Annotated in this window: 11 protein-coding genes and 5 tRNA genes; 15 read left to right on the forward strand and 1 reads right to left on the reverse strand. The window is 56.1% G+C overall.

Annotated elements, in window-relative coordinates; genetic code table 11:
* Window positions 1-3: 3 nt before the first annotated feature.
* The 6 genes from J4772_RS03305 to J4772_RS03330 all read left to right on the forward strand — a co-directional run bounded on the left by J4772_RS03305 (window position 4) and on the right by J4772_RS03330 (window position 5,299).
* Entirely contained in the window at window positions 4-4,551 is a 4,548-nt protein-coding gene (locus tag J4772_RS03305; protein WP_209074141.1) for an S-layer homology domain-containing protein, read from the forward strand.
* A 258-nt stretch (window positions 4,552-4,809) separates the two neighbouring features.
* Window positions 4,810-4,884, forward strand: a tRNA-Gly gene (locus J4772_RS03310).
* A 3-nt stretch (window positions 4,885-4,887) separates the two neighbouring features.
* Window positions 4,888-4,964 (forward strand) — tRNA-Arg (locus J4772_RS03315).
* A gap of 17 nt (window positions 4,965-4,981) precedes the next feature.
* A tRNA-Pro gene (locus tag J4772_RS03320) sits at window positions 4,982-5,058 on the forward strand.
* A 7-nt stretch (window positions 5,059-5,065) separates the two neighbouring features.
* Window positions 5,066-5,139, forward strand: a tRNA-Gly gene (locus J4772_RS03325).
* An 83-nt stretch (window positions 5,140-5,222) separates the two neighbouring features.
* Window positions 5,223-5,299, forward strand: a tRNA-Pro gene (locus tag J4772_RS03330).
* Window positions 5,300-5,580: 281 nt separating this feature from the next.
* On the opposite strand, the gene J4772_RS03335 is transcribed toward J4772_RS03330, so the two are convergent.
* Entirely contained in the window at window positions 5,581-6,354 is a 774-nt protein-coding gene (locus J4772_RS03335; protein WP_247741002.1) for an RQC-minor-1 family DNA-binding protein, read from the reverse strand.
* Between the two features lie 250 nt (window positions 6,355-6,604).
* Between J4772_RS03335 and J4772_RS03340 the strand changes: the two genes are divergently transcribed.
* From J4772_RS03340 to J4772_RS03380, 9 genes are all read left to right on the forward strand, one after another.
* Window positions 6,605-7,372, forward strand: a complete 768-nt coding sequence (locus J4772_RS03340) for a DeoR/GlpR family DNA-binding transcription regulator (RefSeq protein WP_209074142.1) — start codon at window positions 6,605-6,607, stop codon at window positions 7,370-7,372.
* A gap of 144 nt (window positions 7,373-7,516) precedes the next feature.
* Window positions 7,517-9,286: a class I mannose-6-phosphate isomerase gene (locus tag J4772_RS03345; RefSeq protein WP_209074143.1), complete on the forward strand. Its 1,770-nt coding sequence runs from the start codon at window positions 7,517-7,519 to the stop codon at window positions 9,284-9,286.
* Between the two features lie 21 nt (window positions 9,287-9,307).
* Window positions 9,308-10,273 (forward strand): ROK family protein, encoded by a 966-nt coding sequence (locus J4772_RS03350; protein WP_209074144.1) that lies wholly within the window; start codon window positions 9,308-9,310, stop codon window positions 10,271-10,273.
* A 253-nt stretch (window positions 10,274-10,526) separates the two neighbouring features.
* Window positions 10,527-11,321: an alpha/beta hydrolase gene (locus J4772_RS03355; RefSeq protein ID WP_209074145.1), complete on the forward strand. Its 795-nt coding sequence runs from the start codon at window positions 10,527-10,529 to the stop codon at window positions 11,319-11,321.
* 107 nt (window positions 11,322-11,428) lie between these two features.
* Window positions 11,429-13,111, forward strand: a complete 1,683-nt coding sequence (locus J4772_RS03360) for an extracellular solute-binding protein (protein WP_209074146.1) — start codon at window positions 11,429-11,431, stop codon at window positions 13,109-13,111.
* A 586-nt stretch (window positions 13,112-13,697) separates the two neighbouring features.
* Window positions 13,698-14,624, forward strand: a complete 927-nt coding sequence (locus J4772_RS03365; protein ID WP_209074147.1) for an ABC transporter permease — start codon at window positions 13,698-13,700, stop codon at window positions 14,622-14,624.
* A 14-nt stretch (window positions 14,625-14,638) separates the two neighbouring features.
* Window positions 14,639-15,514 carry a carbohydrate ABC transporter permease gene (locus J4772_RS03370; protein WP_116061997.1) on the forward strand — a complete coding sequence of 292 codons (876 nt, stop codon included), beginning with the start codon at window positions 14,639-14,641 and terminating at the stop codon, window positions 15,512-15,514.
* Window positions 15,515-15,553: 39 nt separating this feature from the next.
* Window positions 15,554-17,317, forward strand: coding sequence for a sensor histidine kinase (locus tag J4772_RS03375; RefSeq protein ID WP_209074148.1), 1,764 nt, complete (start codon window positions 15,554-15,556; stop codon window positions 17,315-17,317).
* Entirely contained in the window at window positions 17,295-18,932 is a 1,638-nt protein-coding gene (locus J4772_RS03380) for a response regulator (RefSeq protein WP_209074149.1), read from the forward strand. Before J4772_RS03375 ends, J4772_RS03380 begins: the two co-directional genes overlap by 23 nt.
* The last annotated feature ends 213 nt before the right edge of the window (window positions 18,933-19,145 follow it).

Here is a 19,145-nt window from a genome sequence, read left to right on the forward strand (position 1 = left end):
ACTATGCGGTTGGCAATGCGAAAATGGGCGTTGATTGTCTGGGCAAGCGGGTTGTTGTTTCTGTTGGGAGCGATGCTGGATACGGCGGCGGTACGAGCGGAGCCGCAGAAGCGGCTGGCCGACCTGCCGACGGGAACGGTCGTGCGGGATACGAGGGGATTTACGGAGCCGTGGATCGTGCTGTCGCAGGATCATTTCGGAACGGATCGCACGCTGCTTGTATTAAAAGGAATTCATTCGGGTGGCAACCGTCCTTACTATACGAGCTACGTAAACGGTACCTCCAAGTGGGAAAACTCGGACATTCGCCTGTGGCTGAGAGGAGATTTCTACAGCAGTCTGTCCGATCGTTTTCGGAACGCGGTGCGGGAGACAACGACGGTTACGTACGGCGACACGCTTACGGATGAGACGATCTTTTTACTGTCCGCGGCGGAGTGGGGGTACACCGATACCTACTATATGAAGCTCAACCACGGAACTTCGGTTTCCGGGGCGGGGAGCTACAAAACGCTGGGCCAGAACTATTGGACCCGTTCGCCGGGCTACGACAACAGTCCGAGTCTATTGATGGTCAAGCCGGACGGGGGAATTGAATATCGGTACTATGCGGGAGCGAATTACGGGGTAAGGCCTAGTGCGAATCTGGACAAGAACGCTCGGGTATACGGTCCCTATACGGGGCCGGGCGGGCAGTTTTACACGCTGTTCGTAGCCGATCCGGCGGTTGTGCTGGCCAGAATGCAAGATTATGCCGCTAACGGCGCCGAAGAGCTGACGATGGAGGAGTTGGAGGCCATGGATGCCGCTCCGGCGTATGCCGTGAACTTGGAGGCCTATAAAGCTGCTATTTCGGGAGCGGGCACGATAGATTCGGCTTCCCGGGTTCAGCAGCTTGTGGCGGACGTCAATGCCGCGCAGCGGGCGACATGGCTTGCCGCATTTGCGGATTATGCGGCGGCTGGGGATGCCAGGCCGTTGACGATTGAGCAGCTGTTAGCCTCCGGCATGAGTCATGTGAAGGCAGAGGAGCTGCCCCGATATCGGGCGGCCGTTGCCGGAGCGGGCACGATTGGCGACGCGACGGCGCTGCAGGAATTGATCGACCAAGCCAATGGACAAGCGCTGCAGGAGCTGTTCGATCGAATCCGGCAATACGCGGCGTCGGGGAATGCCGACGAGCTGACGATGGAAGAGTTGACCAAGGTCGGGACAGTTAGAACGATTGCGCTTAATCTGGCGATTTATAAAGCGGCGATAGCCGAATCGGGAACGATTGCAGACTTGGCCGAGTTGCAGCGAACGATCGATCGGTCGAACGCTTTGGCGGCTATTCGGGGCTATGCGGCTAATCAGAACGCCGGGCCGCTGACGATCGCCGAGCTGGAAAATGCCGGAACGACCGGAGCGGTCGCGGCCAATCTGGCGGCCTACCGATGGGCAATCGTTCATGCAGGAGCGGTGAATTCCCCGGCAGTGCTTCAGCAGCTCGTCCATAAGGCTAACGAGGAACAAAGCCGCGCGCGCAGGCTCGTTCCTCAGCCGATTTCGGCTCTTTCCGCTGGAACGGTTGTCAAGGAGACCAAAGAGTTCGGAGAACCGTGGATCGTGCATGCGCAAGGCCACTTCGGGGCAGATCTGACGCTGCTTACGCTAAAGGGAGTTCAGCCGAGCGACGGTCGGGCGTTCCATAGCAGCTTTGATTACGATTTATCCAACTGGGAAAATTCCGCTCTTCGAACGTGGCTGAGGACCGACTTCTATGATAGCTTGTCCGAGCGCTTCCGCTCGGCAATAGAAGCGACGACGACGAAGACGTACGGCCAGACGCTGACGGACGAGACCGTATTCCTGCTGTCGGTCGCCGAGTGGGGATACGCCGATACCTATAATATGTATAAGGATCACGGTACGCTTGTGTCCGGTTCGGAAAACTATCGGACGATCAATGCGGATTACTGGACGCGTTCTCCCAGCTACGACAACAGTCCGAGCATCTTTTACGTGAGAAAGAACGGGACGTTCTCGTACTGGTATTTCAATTCTACGGCTATGGGCGTGAGGCCTAGCGTCAATGTTGGCTCGAATAGGGAGGTCTACGGTCCTTATTACGATGCAAGCGGAGCCGAGTACTATACGTTGTTTGCCGCCGAGCCGGGGCCGGCGCTGGCGAAGATCCGGTCCTACGCCGCGGGAGAGGATGTCGGCGAGCTTGCTTATGCGGATTTGATCTCGGCGGGTATCGAGGGGGTTGTGGCTGCTTATTTGCAGAGTTACAGGGAAGCGATCGCTCAAGTCGGAGTCATTCGGGATTTAGCGGCGCTTCAGCAGGTGGTAGACGGGGTCAATGCGGAGAAGTCTGCCGTTAAGACGATTGAAGCTTTCCGTTTTGACGGCCTGACGCCGCCGGCGATCGGGATCGTCGACGAGACGGAGAAGACGATCTCGGTGTCGGTTCCTTACGGGACGAATGTGAAGGCGCTGATGCCGACGATTGCTTATACCGGAGCGTCAGTGACGCCTGCACCCGAGGAAGCCCGCGATTTCACCGGGCCGGTGATCTATACAGTGACGGCGGCGGACGGATCGGAGCAAAGCTATACGGCGAACGTGACGATCCGGCCGGTGGATTCGGCGGATGCGCCTGTTCTCATGGCGGCGGAAGCGGGCGACGGTCAGGTGAGCTTGACATGGTCGCCTGCTGCGGGGGCGACCGACTACAGAATCTATTGGCGCACGGGCGAAGATTCGTATGCTGCGCCGGCGTACACCGTAACCGGCGCTGTGTATGGTTATACGGCAACGGGATTGACGAACGGAACAGCCTATTCCTTCGTCGTTCAGGCTTCGTATGCGGGCGTGGACAGCGAGCTGTCCAACGAGCTTGTCTCCGTTCCGAGAACGGTTCCGGGAGTTCCGCGCGGCGTCGTCGCGACGGCCGGCGACGGCAGAGCCGAGGTTAGATTCGAGGCCCCCGCTAGCAACGGAGGCAGTCCGATTGTTCGGTACGAAGTGGCTGATGCAGCCGGACGAATGGTCGCCGCAGGAGCGGGAAGTCCGATCGCCGTGACAGGATTGGAGAACGGAACGGCGTATGCCTTTACCGTCACCGCGGTTAATGTTGCCGGTTCGGGCTTGCCTTCGGAGCTCTCTAATGAAGTGACGCCAAGAGCGGCCTCCAACGGAGGCAATCCGGGAGGCGGAGAAAGCGGGGGGAATGGCGGTAATGGAGGCAACGTCGGCGGAGGAGGCGGAGGCGGATCGTCCGCGCCGCAGACGCCGGCGGAATCGAAGGAGAACCCGGCTGCGAGCGTACAGGTTTGGGTGAATGGTCAAGTCGCAAGTCTGGGAGCAACGGCGAAGGAACGGCTGGGAGATCGGGAGGCGACGTTGTTGGTCGTCGATTCCGTCCTATTGGAGCGCGTGCTTTCTGCAAGCGAAGGCGCCAACGCCACGCTCAAGGTCGCGGATCGCTCGGCGGGCGGGTTAGTCGTGGTGCTGGACGCGCAAGCGCTGCGAATGCTGCAGCAGCGACACGCCACCGTCGAGCTGGATATCGGGACAGGCATATACCCTGTTCCCGTCGAGGCGATCGATCTGGCGGACGTAATGCGGCGTCTCGGCGGTGCAGCGGGGCAAACCGGCTTCAGCCTGCGGGTCGAAGCTTTCCTTCCGTCGGAGACCGCTCAGGAGCGGCTCGCGAAGACTGCGGCCGCAGAACGGCTTGAACTGCGCGGCTCGCCGATTGAATTTGCGATTCGCGCCGTGCAGGGGGCGAAGTCCGTGCCAATCTCCCGCTTTAATGGCTATGTAGAACGGCTGATCGCGCTTCCGGACGGCGCTGCCGGGGCTGGAATATCGACGGGAGTTGTCATGGACGATAACGGAAGCTTGCGGCATGCGCCAACTAAGCTGATTAAGAGAGACGGCAAGCAGTATGCAAGAATAAGCAGTCTGACCAATAGTGTGTATGCGCTCGTTTCGCGCCCGGTTCATTTCTCGGATATGGCGGGCCATTGGGCGGAGGAAGATATCGCGGAGATGAGCGCCAGACTCGTAATCAACGGGGAAAAGGGGACGTTCGGACCGGATCGGCCGGTTACCCGGGCCGAATTCGCCGCGATGCTCGTACGCGCGTTAGGGCTTCCGCAGGCGGAGGGGACGACGATTTCATTTGCAGATGTGAATCCGGGCGTTTGGTACGCGGATACGGTGCATACGGCATACGTTTACGGAATGATCGGCGGATTCGAGGACGGTACGTTCCGTCCAACAGCTCGCATGACCCGCGAGCAGGCGCTGGTCATGATCGCCAGAGCGATGTCCTTAACCGGATTAAAGACCGACGTAGCGACAGGAACGAAGGCGAGCTTGCCTTTTGCCGACGCCGCCGAGGTGTCCGCCTATGCGAGAAGCGGCGTTGCCGCGGCGACGCAGGCCGGAATCGCGTCCGGCGCCAAGGACGGACGTCTGGCTCCTAAAGCCCAGATTACCCGGGCGGAGGTAGCCGCTCTTCTGAAGCGGTTGTTGGAGAAGTCCGATCTTATCTGATTATCGTTAAAGCGGTGAACGGCTTTTGCGCAGGCCAGGTTCTTGAGTCTGCCTGCGCATAAGGACGCCGACTCCGTTAACGTCAACGGGAAGGGTGGCGGAAAAGCGCGTTTTCGAAGGGGCTAGAACAGGTGAATGAAAAAAATAAAAAAACTTTGTAAAAGGGGCTTGCAATTGTTTTAGGTATTTGTTATATTATTTCTTGTCGCCTCAAGTGATACGAACTAAACGGGCGGCGGCGGAAATGCCCAAAATCATGCGGAAATAGCTCAGTGGTAGAGCATCTCGTTGCCAACGAGAAGGTCGCGGGTTCGAATCCCGTTTTCCGCTCCATATGCGCCCTTAGCTCAGCTGGATAGAGCGTTTGACTACGAATCAAAAGGCCGGGAGTTCGAATCTCTCAGGGCGCGCCATTTTTACTCATAATTGTCGGGACGTAGCTCAGCTTGGTAGAGCACCTGGTTTGGGACCAGGGGGTCGCATGTTCGAATCGTGTCGTCCCGACCATCGTTTTGCGGGTGTAGTTCAATGGTAGAACTTTAGCCTTCCAAGCTAATAGCGTGGGTTCGATTCCCATCACCCGCTCCATTTATAACAAACAAGACGACAAGCCTACGGGCTTTTTTTTGACTCATGTCGCTTGTTGGTCGAGGCACTAATTTCATATTTGTCGGGACGTAGCTCAGCTTGGTAGAGCGCTTGGTTCGGGTCCAAGAGGTCGCATGTTCAAATCGTGTCGTCCCGACCATTACACAATCACGGATTGCGGGTTTTTGCCCGCAATTTTTTTGTTTATATATACAGTGCTAGCGATCATGATTTCATCGAGTGTTCGAATTTGCACGAATTTGCGCGTGTAACGGTCTGGCAGACCGTAAGAGAGGGGCGCCCGCACGAATTTGCGCGTGTAACGGTCTGGCAGACCGTAAGAGAGGGGCGCCCGCACGAATTTGCGCGTGTAACGGTCTGGCAGACCGTAAGAGGATGGCCGCACTCTCGAACCGGTTACCTGAATGTGCGGCTACGCGTTCACAACCAAGCTTCGCGCTGTCCATGGCGCTTCTCTCGGCACGATTCGCATCGCTTTGGGGGTTTCCAACCGCGCATGCGGAACATGTCCTGCTCCTCGACAGTCCACTCGAATCTTTTGCCGCACTCCCAGCACTTCAGACGTTCGCTGCCACGCTTCTCGATGAGAGGCTCTCCAGGCGTGTAGTAGAACGACCTGTGAGCGCCTTCCAGCATTAACGGCGACTCAGAATTCCCTTGTTCCAGATAGTCGATCACTTTCCCGATTGCTTCTCGCACCTTCCGATAGTCTATCGGCGCCCATTGTCGCAGCAGCGGGAGGTACCGAGCGTCGCGCGTGCGTGCGACCTTCTCGAGAAACAGCAGGATCATGCTGCGGTTCAGATCCTTTAAATAGGTCATATCCAGATCCTGGGGAACTGTATCGGCCCACATCTCCCACTGTTTCAACATTAGCTCCGTCATATTCTCGATCTGGATTTCCCAGCCTCGGTCCGTGAATACGAGCAGCGGCATGTCCCGATCGTAATCAATCGCAAAGAAGTCGTGCAGGATCATCCAGTCGACACGCTCTGTAATCTGGTCCAACGTCAGAGATCGAAAGTACCCGTACCCTGCGCTTTTGTCCAGTCCAATCGCAAGCAGCTTCTTGTCGCGCGAGCCTTTCAATACTTTTGCCAGCATGCTTCGGCCGGCTTGTCCGACAATGCTGTCCCCTGCAAGCAGCATAGCCCGCACATCGTCTTCCGTCACTACAAGTGCCTGATCTGCCATAACAACAATTCCTCCCGTAGACTGTGCCTTGGCATGAGGTCCCCTGGCCGCATTTTCACAGAAGAATAGATCGTCCCGTCAATTCATTAGAAAGCACTATTATGTATGTAAATTATAAAATTAAAACAGCTATTCGGCCAAATCTAACTTGATTTTAGCTAACTGAAACCGACTCTCTCAGCAGCGTCCTTCGCCAAATTGAAATCGTATGTTATATTATGATTGAAATTGAAAAGTTGAGGTGCATGGCGTGCTTCCCATTCAGCGCAAATCCGCGATTATCGAGCATTTAGCCAATGAAGGCGGATGTACGATTAAACAGCTTAGCCAAGTGTTGAACGTGTCCGAGATGACGGTTCGCCGCGATTTGAAGCAATTAGAATCCAGCGGGAATGTGATCCTGTCGCATGGCGGAGCGATACTTGCTCCGGATTATGTAAAGGAACCGCAGGCAACCGATAAAGAAAGCCGGAATAAGGATGTCAAGGAACGGCTGGCTGCTTATGCCGTTACGCATTTCGTTCATGAGGGAGACGTGCTCGTTCTCGAAGGTGGGACGACTGTGGCTCGCATGGCCGCGTATTTGCATCCGTTCTCCCAATTGACGGTGCTGACGAACGGATTAAGCACGTTAAATTCGTTGCGGGAGAGAGCGGGGCGGCATGTCGTGCTGAGCTGCGGAGGGACGCTGCGGGAGCAATCCGGCACATTCGTCGGTCCGGTCGCGGAATCGTTCTTCGAGCAGTTTCATGCCGATAAAGTGTTCTTGTCCGGGCTTGGCTTTACTTTGGACACCGGCTTCACCGATCCTAATTTGCTGGATACCCGAGTGAAGCAGGCGATGGTTCGTTCCGCCCGGCAAACCGTTATGCTGCTGGACTCGTCCAAGTTTGGGGCCAGGTCGTTCACGACGACAGTCATGGCGACCGAGGTTTCCGCCGTGATAACGGATAGCGGAATACCTGCGGACATAGCGGATTACTTCAATCGACACAATATCCCCTTGCACATCGTCTAGAGGCGATAGACGAGCGATTAAATCTGCCTATTCTATTATAGGGCAGATTTTTTTTAAGATCACATGTTATAATGTGATAATTAATGTTAATATATGATATAGTTTGATTGAACGTGATTAAGCTGAAGGAGGTGCTTCGTACAAATGTCATCCAATGCGAACAATAAAAAAAGCTATAATCTGACGCCTACCGTGCCAATCAAAGACTGGGATCAATATGCGTGGCAAAGCTACGATCAGATCGCATCGGAGCTTCAAGACCGGATCGGCCGCTCGCCGCGCCGTAAAACGGTGCTGGTCGTCGAATGCTACCCGACAGTTCGGCAAGAAGAAATCATTCAGGCGCTTCAATCGCGGCTTAACCTCACCAAGGTAATCCGTTCCGAGCAGGCGGCGATGCCCGGCGAGCAAATCAAGGCGCTAATCCAGCGCTATTTGACCGACGATAGGGTATTCGGGTATATGTCGCCTTGTACGGTCGACGAGTTTTATTCGCGGGAGCTGCTGCAAGATTTGAAAAATGAAGCGGATACGGTCGAGGACGGGCTGGTCGTCGTCATCGGCTTTGGCGCATCGCTGGTTGCGGAGGGGGATATCCTGGTCTATGCGGATATTGCCCGCTGGGAAATTCAGCAGCGCTATCGATCGAAGGAATTCGGCAATTGGCGTCTGGACAACCGGGAGGAGGAAACTCTTCGCAAGTACAAAGCGGGTTTCTTCTTCGAATGGCGTATGGCTGATCGGCTGAAGCGCCAACTATTTTCCCGAATCGACTATTATCTGGATACCAACGCCAAGGACGATCCGAAAATGGTGACCCGGGATGCCCTGATGGCCGGGCTTCGGCAGACGGCTTCGCAGCCGTTCCGTCTCGTTCCTTATTTCGATCCAGGCGTATGGGGAGGCAAGTGGCTGGAGGAGAAGATCGATTTGCCGCCAAGAGAGAACCCGTATGCATGGGGCTTCGACGGCGTCCCGGAAGAGAACAGTCTATATTTCCGGTACGGCTCGGTTCGTATGGAGCTGCCGTCCATCAATCTGGTTTTTTTCCAGCCACGCGAGCTTCTTGGCGACAGAGTGTACGCCCGCTTCGGGGCGGAGTTTCCGATTCGCTTCGATTTACTGGATACGATCGGGGGCGGAAACCTCAGCCTTCAGGTGCATCCGACGACGGACTACATTCGCTCAACGTTCGGAATGAATTATACGCAGGATGAGAGCTACTATATTCTCGATTCCAAGCCGGGCGCTCTCGTGTACCTTGGTCTGAGGGAAGATGCAGACGGCGAGGCTATGCTGCGGGATCTGCAGCTCGCTCAGGAGGGAGAGATCTCATTCCCGGCGGAGCAATACGTAAACACGTATGCCGCGAACAAACACGACCATTTTCTCATTCCGGCAGGCACGATTCACTGCTCGGCATCGAATTGCATGGTTCTGGAGATCAGCGCAACGCCTTACATTTTCACCTTTAAGCTGTGGGATTGGGGACAGATCGGGCTGGACGGCAAGCCGCGTCCCGTTCATCTTGAGCATGGCGAGAAAGTGATTCAGTGGGATCGCACGACATCCTGGGTTGAGAATCAGCTCGTCAATCCGGTTGAGCAGGTCGGAGGAGGAACGGGCTGGCGGGAGGAACGAACGGGCCTGCATGAATTTCAGTTTATCGAAACCCGTCGGCACTGGTTCTCGGAGCCGGTTCTGCACGAAGCGAACGGAAGCGTGCATATGCTGAATCTCGTTGAAGGCGAAGAAGCGGTCGTGGAAAGTCCGAGTGGCGAGTTCGAGCCTTTTGTTGTACGGTATGCGGAAACGTTTATTGTTCCGGCGTCTGTCTCAAGCTACACAATTCGTCCTAGCGGCCCGAGCGAAGGCGGGAAGATTGTTACGATCAAAGCCTATGTTCGGTCTTGAACGCTTTAGGGGGATACGCAGATGAATAACGGGTTTTTGCTTGCTTTCGATGTCGGGGGAACCTATATCAAAGCCGGAATTATCGCTGCGGACGGCACGGTGCTGGAACAGTCGCTGACGCAATACGAGTCATGCGCGAACGGGACCGCCGAGGAGATCATAGCTCATTTTATTTCGATTACACGGGAATTGGCGGCGAAAATAAATGGGGATCCGGGGGCGCGAATTAGCGGAATCGGTTATGCGTTTCCCGGGCCTTTCGACTACGAGCGCGGGATCAGTTATATTCGCGAGCTGAATAAGTTCGAGGCGATCTACGGGGTAAATATAGGGGAGAAGCTCAGGAGCGGCTGCGAGCAAGATGCCGGCATCGCGGCATCCCTGGCTCCGGGCTGGCGGCTCGCGTTCGAGAACGACGCCTCCTTGTTCGCTCTCGGCGAGGCTGTGCACGGGGCCGCCAGCGCCTACAATCGCGTCGTATGCATGACGATCGGGACCGGCTTAGGCTCCTGCTTCGTCGAGAACGGACGACTGGTCAAGCGGCGTTCGGACGTGCCGGAGAACGGGTGGCTGTATCATCTGCCTTACGAGAACGGCGTAGCGGACGACTTCGTATCCCGTCGGGGCGTGCTTGGATTGGCTGCGCAGCTGGGGCTGCGTCTCGACGAAGGGCAGGATGTCAGGGAGCTTGCTCAGGCGGCGTTAGCGGGAGATGAACCGGCGATTCGGGTATTCCGGCTGTTCGGAGAAGGGATGGGGAGCATTCTGGAAGCGCCTCTGCTAAGCTACCGGCCGGATGCGATCGTAATCGGCGGCCAGATCGCGAAAAGCGGGGAGCTATTTCTTCCTGCCTTGGCCGACAAGCTTCGCGGCGCCGGTCTAAACGCTCCCATTCAGTTGAGCGAGAATACGCTGCTCGGCACTTTCCGGGGAATTTACCATCTGGTGGCCGGGGCGGACGTTTATTTGCCGGAGCAACCTTTTTAGAACGGTCATCGCATAAGGTCGTAGAGGGAGTCGGACAGCGGTTCGGCTCCTTTTTCTACTTGTCTGCTCGCACGTACCAGTCGCTCCTCGCATAGAGGCATGCGACTTTTTTAGGTTTATCGTTACTTATCAGTCGTTTCCTCCGAGCTTGTTGAAAATGGTTTCGGGCGGATCTACGATAGGTTCGTACAACGATTGGGGAGAAAATTGCGGCGGCTGAACGATATGGAATTTATCAAGGGGAGGAAGAAGTATGGCGCTTATTCAATGCGGTTTTTATTCGGATATTTTGAGCTTGTCCGTTTCTATGAATGTGATTGTTCCGCAAGCGCTCGCGATGAACGCCGGGGGGACTGGATGGGAAAACGGAGGACGCCGACTGCCTGTACTTTATCTGCTGCACGGCTTGTCCGACGATCATTCGACTTGGCTGAGACGCACGTCGATCGAACGCTATGCGGAGGAGCGCGGTGTGGCTGTCGTGATGCCGGAAGTGCATCGGAGCTTCTATTCCGACATCGGCAAGCATCGTCAATACTGGACGTTCGTCAGCAAGGAACTTCCCTCCATCGCGGAAGCGCTGTTCCCCGTTGCGACCGACCGCTCAGGAAGGTTCGTCGCGGGCTTGTCGATGGGGGGCTATGGGGCGTTTAAGCTGGCGCTGCGTTTGCCCGAGCGTTATGCTGCGGCAGCCAGCTTGTCGGGAGCGCTCGATTTTGCGGGTATCGGCGCCTTTATGGGAGACGAAGCGCAGGAGGTGTTCGGGGATCGTCCGGCAGCCGGATCCGACAACGACTTGTTCGCCTTGGCGGAACGTCTCGCGCGGGGTGCGGCAGATAAGGAGGCTCTTCCGGCCTTTTATCAGTGCTGCGGCACGGAAGATTTCCTGTACGACGACAATCGGCGGTTTCTGGACCACGTCCGCAAGCTGGGGCTGTCGCTGACCTATGAAGAGGGTCCGGGCACGCACGCTTGGGACTATTGGGACGCACATATCCGCAAAGTGCTGGATTGGCTCCCGCTGGAGAAGGTCAATCGCCCAATATAGTGCGATAAGCTTGACAGGTTTCCATATCGGGCGGCGGAAGCGCCTTGCTATAATGAGGCCAGGCAACGCGCGAAGCCCGGTAGTCATTATGATCCAGGGGGACGGATATGAACAGAATCGTGAAAACGTTATCTTTGCTGGCTGCGGTCAGCCTAATGCTATGGCTGGCCGGCTGCTCGGGAAATCAGGCTGCGAAGCCGAGGGAAAGCGAAACGTCTTCGTCGCAGCCGTCCGCGACGGCACAGGAAAGCTCGTCCTCGTCGGACGCCGGGGACTGGAAGCGCAAGAAGTTCGATCCGCCGGTGACGATATCGACCGCTTTCGCCATTCGCGATCTGGATAAGCTTCGGAACGGCGACACTTACGAGGACAATCCGTTGACGCGCTGGTATCGGGACAATCTCGGCATTCAGACGAAGTATCAATGGCTGCTGACCGACCAGGGAGACGCGTTGAATCAGAAGATCAGACTGGCGATGGCCAGCGGAGAGAAGCTGCCGGACCTGCTGCCGATCAGCGATAACGTTCTGCTGAACGAGCTGATCGAATCCGGACAAATTATGGCGATCGACGAATCGTTCGAGAAGTACGCTTCGCCGCGTACGAAGGAAGCCTATGCGAAAAATCCGGACGTGTGGATGGCCGTGACCAAGGACGGGAAAAAGTGGGGGCTGCCTACAATCTCGGACGGAAATATCGGCGATACGATTATGTGGATTCGCCAGGATTGGCTGGACGCGGTCAACCTGCAAGCGCCTCAGACGATGGAACAATTCGAGGCTTTGCTGGAGGCGTTTAAGCAGAAATACCCGGACAAGGTTCCGCTGGCGCTGTCCGGCAAGGCGCTGCAGCCGCTTGCAGGCTATATGGGCGACGCGCAATTCGTATTCGGCGGAACGCAGCCCTATATTTGGGACAAAGGGGAGGGCGGCAAGCTGCGATACGGCTCCGTGCAGCCCGGATTTAAAGACGGCCTCGCCAAATTAAAGCTCTGGTTCGAGAAAGGGTACCTCGGCAAGGAGTTCGCGACGCACGATGAGCAGAAGGCGGCTTCGCTGTTTACGTCGGGGGAGGCCGGCATCATTTTCGGACCGGGCTGGATGGGCGCCTGGCCGCTGGAGGATACGGCGAAGAATGTCCCCGGCGCGGTCGTTAAGCCGTACGAGCTTCCGTCCGGCGTCGACGGTACCGTCGGCCGCATCGGCACCAAGCTGGTGTACATTACGTACGTGTTCCGCAAGGACTTCGAGCATATGGATGCACTGTTTCAGTACTACGACGTTTCGATGGGCGTATTGCTCGAAGATCCGGACAGTCCGTTCGCCGCCGGACAGGGCGAAGGCTACGACTATGTGATGGTGGACGGCAAGCCTAGCTGGGACGTCCCGGACGGTGCGATTGATCTGAGGTATACGATGGCGACGGTCGGCAATACGCCTCCTGGAATGATCGAAGGCCCGAATATCTATGAACGCGTAATTGCCGGGAAGAGAGATACGATCTATGAGCAGAAGCTGGCTTTCTCCAGCACGCCGTTATTCCTTGAAGGCATGCTCGTCTCGCTCAAGCAGCTGGACAAGGCGCGTCGCGACATGTTTATCGGCGCTCCGGTGAAAACGATGGTCAGCAAGTGGCCGCTGCTCACCCAGATGGAGAGCGAAGTTACGATCGGGTATATCTATGGAAAATTAACCGACGCCGAGCTGGACCAATTCATTCAGGATTGGTTGTCCAAGGGCGGACAGCAAATAACGGACGAGGTTAACGAATGGTATGCCTCGGTCCAGTGATCTAGGGGGCTCATGAACGAAGAGGGGGAGGGAGCTGTCCCCCATAAGCAGATTTGCTTGAGAGGATCGATATAAAAAAGAGATGTGTGTATCTCCACGGAGACCTAATCATGGCCTATAACACTTCCAGATAATTACCGGTAGTTATCCGCAGAATCATCGAAGACGCTTAAGTGATTTGCAACCTTCGATTTCGGTCGATTTGTACGAATTTTCCTACAAGCTTCCGTCGTTTGAACCTACTCGAATTGCTTTGTACGAATTTTCCTACAAATTTCCGTCGTTTGAGCCTGATTCGAATTGCTTTGTACGATTTTTCGAACAGCGCCTACGTCGTTTGCTTCTTATTTAAGCTGTGGAAACGTTGTGGGTCGCGATTAACCCGGGGACTGCCTCATACTCTCCTGAAATCACCCTATTACGGGTTTACCTATTCAGATTTCAGGAGTGTATAGCATCGGAGTGAGGTACATCCCCCTTTCACCTTTATCATCGATTATCTTTCACAGCAACTTGGGTTGGCTTATGAGACAGCCTCCTGTCCCCCCCTTTGCGTCCATGCGAGCCGTTACGGAGGAGGGAGCATATGCAGGCTTCGGCGCAACAAGCGAAACGTTCCGGACAAGGGGGGCTTCGCAGAAACGGGATGCTCCATCTTTTTTTACTGCCGTCCGTCATATTGCTGATCGTATACAGCTATATTCCGATGGCCGGTATCGTTATCGCCTTTCAGGACTACAAAACCTACAAGGGCATCGGCGGCTCCGAATGGGTAGGGCTGGAGCATTTTCGCACGATGTTCATGGACGAGAGAATCGTCCAAATCATCGAGAACACGCTCGTGATTGCGCTATCCAAATTGGCTGCCGGTTGGGTGGCGCCGCTGATCTTCGCGCTGCTGCTGAACGAGGTTCGCATTTTGCTGTTGAAGAGAGCCGTGCAAACGCTTGTATACTTGCCGCATTTTCTGTCATGGGTCATTCTGGGAGGCATTCTGACGGATATGCTGTCGGAGCACGGAATCGTCAACGCCGCGATGCGCGCACTCGGTCTGCCTTCCGTCTTCTTTCTTGGAAGCGGAGGATGGTTCCGTTTTACATTGGTGGTCAGCGACATCTGGAAGGAATTCGGGTTCGGCACGATCATTTATTTGGCCGCTCTTGCCGGCGTAAACCCTGCGCTCTACGAGGCTGCGGAAATCGACGGGGCGAGCCGCCTGAGACAGACGTTTCATGTAACGCTGCCCTCCATTATTAAAGTGGGAGTCGTAATCGGCACACTCTCTCTGGGCAATGTGCTGAACGCGGGCTTCGACCAGGTCTTTAATATGATTAATCCTATCGTAGCCGGCAAGGGCGAGATTATCGACACTTATGTCTACAAGGTCGGGCTGCTGCAAGGCGCATTCTCGTTCGCAACGGCCGTCGGTCTGTTCAAATCGGTCGTTTCATTAGTGCTGATCGCGCTAACCTATCGTCTGGCTTACAAATACGCGAATTATCGGATATTCTAGAGGGAGACGGTCCCATGTACTATAAATCACCAGGCTATCGAGCGTTCGCCTTCGCGAATACCGGGCTGCTCCTGGCCATCAGCATCGCATGCGTGCTGCCGCTGGTTCACGTCGTCGCGGTGTCGCTCAGCTCCAGCGCGGCGGCTACGGGCAATCTGGTGTCGCTCTGGCCGATCGGCTTTACTCTCGACAATTACGCGAAGACGTTCGGCAGCTCTCAGTTTCTCCAAGCGCTCTGGATTAGCGTGCTGCGCACGACGCTGGGAACGCTGCTGAGCATGGCGCTATGCGTATTGGCGGCCTATCCGATGTCCAAGGCGGACGAGAAATTCAAGGGACGTTCGCTGTACTCCTGGTTTTTCGTTGCGACGATTCTGTTTAACGGCGGCTTGATTCCCGCTTATATCGTCGTTGTCAAAACCGGCATTAACAATACGCTGCTCGCGCTGATTTTGCCGGGGGCGGTCGCCGTGTTTAACGTCGTGCTGATGATGAACTTTTTTCGCGGCATTCCCGCCGAGCTGGAGGAGGCGTCGCAGATCGACGGCGCTTCGCACCTTCGTACCTTGATTAACGTGTATTTGCCGATATCGATGCCGTCGATCGCCACTCTGTCGCTGTTTTCGATGGTCGGTCATTGGAATTCGTGGTTCGACGGCTTGATTTATATGGAGGCGGCCAAGCAGCCTCTCGCCACGATGGTCCAGGCGCTGGTGGCCAATCTGGATTTGACGCGGATTAATCTAAATCCCGAGGATATTAAGAACCTCTCCCAGCGGGGGCTGCGCTCGACGCAGATCTTTTTGGGAGCGCTTCCGATTCTCGTTGTGTATCCGTTTCTGCAAAAATATTTCGTTAAAGGAATGACGCTGGGAGCCGTCAAGGAGTAGCCGTCGGCAAGCGGCGGAGTTCGGCGGGAGGACGAGATCGTGCAAATTCAAAGGGACATTTTTCGCAAAATGCTGGCGGTTATCGTTTCCTTGCTGCTGCCGATGCTCCTGCTGCTGTTCTACTCCAATCAAACCGGTATCGCCGTCGTGGAGAAGGAGATCAAAGCTTCGTCCGTTCACAAGCTGAGCTTCCTGCTTAGCCAACTGGACGCGCAAATCTATCAGCTTAACGCCAATATGCTGACGCTGGTGAGGGATGTTGAAGCCCAGAAATACGCGACCCGGTTCACGGAAGATCCCTACGATCGAAGCCGCCTTCGGGCGGAGCTGGAAAACAAGCTGCTGCTCCTCAGCATCACCAGCCCTTGGACGAACCGGATCGCGCTATACGCGCCGATGCTGGACGTCGTAGTATCGAGCGACGGCAAAAGCGGCTTCGACAAATCCGAGCGCGAAGAGGACAAGCCGACCTCCTGGAGCTTCAAGGGAGAGCCTGCCCAGCCGAGTACGTGGGCTTTCGTAAGAAGAATGACGGACAGTCGGCCAAAAACCGGCGACATTCGCAATGCGTCCCTTGCAGTGGAGACGACGTTCTCCGGGCTCAGTCTTCGGAGCATGCTGGATCAATACAAGGCAGGCAGCTCGGGCAATCCGTTTATCTGGTTGCCGGAGGAGGAGATTGTCATCGGCAATCGGCACTCTTTACCCGAGCAGGCGCGGGAGGTGGCAGAGAAGCTTGAGGCCGTATTCCCGGATCGAAGCGGTTCCGTTATCCAGACGCTTACGGATGGGGGCAAGGTTCTCTCTACCTTCTTATACTCCGAAGCTCTGCAAGGATATCTGATCGATTATGTGCCCCTGAACGAGTCGCTGGCCCCGATCGCCCGCCAGAGAGGGCTTTTTTACCTGGTATCCGCCCTGATGCTCGTCACGGCTGCTTTGTCCGCCCTTTTGCTCTATCGCCATGTGAGAGTGCCGATCAGACGGCTGGTCGAAGGCGTTCAGCATATCCGGTTGGGCCATTACGGAGCCCGGATCCACGACCGGGCCAGCTCCGAGTTCACTTTCCTGTACAATCGGTTTAATCAGATGGCCGAGCAGATTCAGGAATTGATCGAACGCGTGTACGAGGAGCGAATCCGCACGAAGGATGCGCGCGTGAAGCAATTGCAGTCGCAGATCAATCCGCATTTTCTGTACAACTGCTTCTCGCATATTATTCATATGGCTGAAATGGGCAATGCGGAAGGCGTTGCGGCGATGTCGCACAATTTGAGCGATTATTACCGCTATACGACAAGGGCGGACAAGCCGGACGCGACGCTGGCGGAGGAGCTGGCGCTGGTCGTGAATTATTTGGAGATCCAGAAGATTAGACTCCCCCGAATCGATTACCGGATCGACGTGCCGGAACGGGCGCGAAGCTTGCCGTTTCCCCGGCTGCTGCTGCAGCCGTTGGTGGAAAATGCCGTCGTGCACGGAATCGAGCCGTTCTCCCGCCCCGGCTTTGTGTCCGTGAGCGGAGAAATTCGTCCCGGCGAGCTGGCCCTATACATTGCCGACAGCGGACCGGGCATGTCCGGCGAGGAGCTGGGGGCGCTGTCCTCCGATCTGGACGGTCCCAGGTCGGAGGACAGCGGGTACGGGATGTATAACGTGCATCAGCGGCTTCAACTCGTATATGGCGCGGCAGCGGGATTAAGCTTCGACCGGCTGCCGGAGGGCGGCTTCCGCATTGAGATGCGCATTCCCTATTCCGGAGAAACGGAGGAACGGCCGAATGATCCATGTGATGATCGTTGACGACGAAGCTCAAATCGCGCACGGAATCGCGGCGCTGCTGCCTTGCGAGGAACTGGGGATCGGCGCCGTGCATGTCGCGTATTCCGCCGAGGAGGCGCTGCGGAAGCTGGCGGATTCGCCGATCGGCATCGTGCTGACGGACATCCGGATGCCGGACTGCGACGGAATCTCTCTGCTGAAGGCGATCAAAGAGCGATGGAAGAGAACGAAGGTGATCATGCTTACCGGGTACGCCGATTTCGATTATGCGAAGGAGGCGCTTCAAGGGCAGGCGACGGATTATTTGCTGAAGCCGGTACGCAAGGACACGCTGGAGAAGACGGTCGGCCAAGCGATCGAGCAGCTGCGCGGGGAATGGGAGGAGATCGCTTCGGCGGAGCGAGCGATGCGCACGCTGCGTACGTACGAGCCGGAATTGAAGGCGAAGCATCTCAACGATCTGATCGCGGGTCTTCGGATGGCCGAGTCCGAGCTGGCAGAGAAGCTGGCATGGTTCGGGCTCCCTTACGGCAAGGGGGACGGCTGCATTCTGTTGCTGGCGAGAACGGAGCATTCCGAGGGGGCGGAGGATCGCGAGGATGCCGCCTTGTTGGCGTACGGGCTGGAAAATATCGCCGAGGAAACGTTCTCCGACGATTTTCATTTCTGGCGCTGCCGCGACGCCCACGGCCAGCTCGTGTTTCTCGTCAAGCCTGTGGGACGTGCCGGCTCCCTTTTGCCCGAGGGCGAAAAGTCTGCGATCCGGGACGCGGAACGCTGCGCGGTTTTATTCCATAAGCATGCGGAGCAATTTCTGAAAGCGAATGTTACTTTGTATATGAGCGGAATCGGCGAATTTCCTTCGGAGGTTCCGGACATGTACGAGCGTACGCTGTCGGCGATTCGCGACGGGAGCTCTCCGCAGGGACAATTCCTCATTAAGGCCGACGAGGCGAGAACCGCCGAACCCGGCTATTTGCGCTGCTTGCATGAGCCGCCGCTGCTCAGGCACTTGTTCGAAATTGGCGATTGGGACGCGATCGGAGATAAGATGAACCGCGCGCTGGAGTATGCCGACGCTCCTGACGGCTCCAAGACCGAGCAATCGGCAGAGGTATATTTAACGTTCGCCGCCGCTTTGTGCACGCATTTGCACAAACGCGGACGACGGTTGACGGAATTTCTCGGCAGGGTCCCCGGGCCGAGCCCGGACTCGGCCTTCTTGTGGACTCCGGTGCGGTTGAAAAGTTGGATCTCCGAAATTTTGGATTTGCTTCGCAAGGAGGGGGACGAGAGGGCGGGGGGGAGGTCGGATGCGATTGTCCGGCTTCAGCAATTCATTGCGGAGCGGCTGGCCGAGGATCTATCGTTGCAGAGAATGGCCGATTACATCTATATGCACCCGACGCATCTGTCCAAAATCTATAAGAAGGAAACGGGAGAGGGCATCAGCGAATACTTGACCCGTCTGCGGATGGAGCGGGCGGCCCAGTTGCTCGGCAGCACGGACGTTAAAATCTATGAAATCGGCTGCATGACGGGCTACATGAATGCCAATTATTTCATTAAAGTGTTCCGTCGGCAGTTCGGCGCGACGCCGCAGGAATACCGCGAGCGGCTGCGCCGGGATTCCTGAGCGAGCGGTCTGCGCGGACAATGGCCTAAAAAAAACGGCTTCCCCACTCCCAATAATGGGAGGGAGGAGGTCGTTTTTTTTGTTGTCCGGCGGGATTTAGCCCGAAAAAGATGAATTAAAAGGAGATTTTCGTCGCTCATTGTAGTATGATAAAAGTTAGAGCTTTTGGTGAACGATCGGTGAACAATGAGCTGGATGATTCAGAAAGTATAA

Origin of the sequence: Cohnella sp. LGH, from assembly GCF_017671885.1 — a bacterium.
Lineage (GTDB): Bacteria > Bacillota > Bacilli > Paenibacillales > Paenibacillaceae > Cohnella > Cohnella phaseoli.

Excerpts from the sequence above, each read along its gene's own strand:
- J4772_RS03370 (WP_116061997.1), top strand. The coding sequence starts at position 14,639 with ATGTACTATAAATCACCAGGCTATCGAGCGTTCGCCTTCGCGAATACC.
- J4772_RS03305 (WP_209074141.1), top strand. The coding sequence starts at position 4 with ATGCGGTTGGCAATGCGAAAATGGGCGTTGATTGTCTGGGCAAGCGGG.
- J4772_RS03380 (WP_209074149.1), top strand. The coding sequence starts at position 17,295 with ATGATCCATGTGATGATCGTTGACGACGAAGCTCAAATCGCGCACGGA.
- J4772_RS03365 (WP_209074147.1), top strand. The coding sequence starts at position 13,698 with ATGCAGGCTTCGGCGCAACAAGCGAAACGTTCCGGACAAGGGGGGCTT.
- J4772_RS03335 (WP_247741002.1), bottom strand. The coding sequence starts at position 6,354 with ATGGCAGATCAGGCACTTGTAGTGACGGAAGACGATGTGCGGGCTATG.
- J4772_RS03350 (WP_209074144.1), top strand. The coding sequence starts at position 9,308 with ATGAATAACGGGTTTTTGCTTGCTTTCGATGTCGGGGGAACCTATATC.
- J4772_RS03360 (WP_209074146.1), top strand. The coding sequence starts at position 11,429 with ATGAACAGAATCGTGAAAACGTTATCTTTGCTGGCTGCGGTCAGCCTA.
- J4772_RS03355 (WP_209074145.1), top strand. The coding sequence starts at position 10,527 with ATGGCGCTTATTCAATGCGGTTTTTATTCGGATATTTTGAGCTTGTCC.
- J4772_RS03345 (WP_209074143.1), top strand. The coding sequence starts at position 7,517 with ATGTCATCCAATGCGAACAATAAAAAAAGCTATAATCTGACGCCTACC.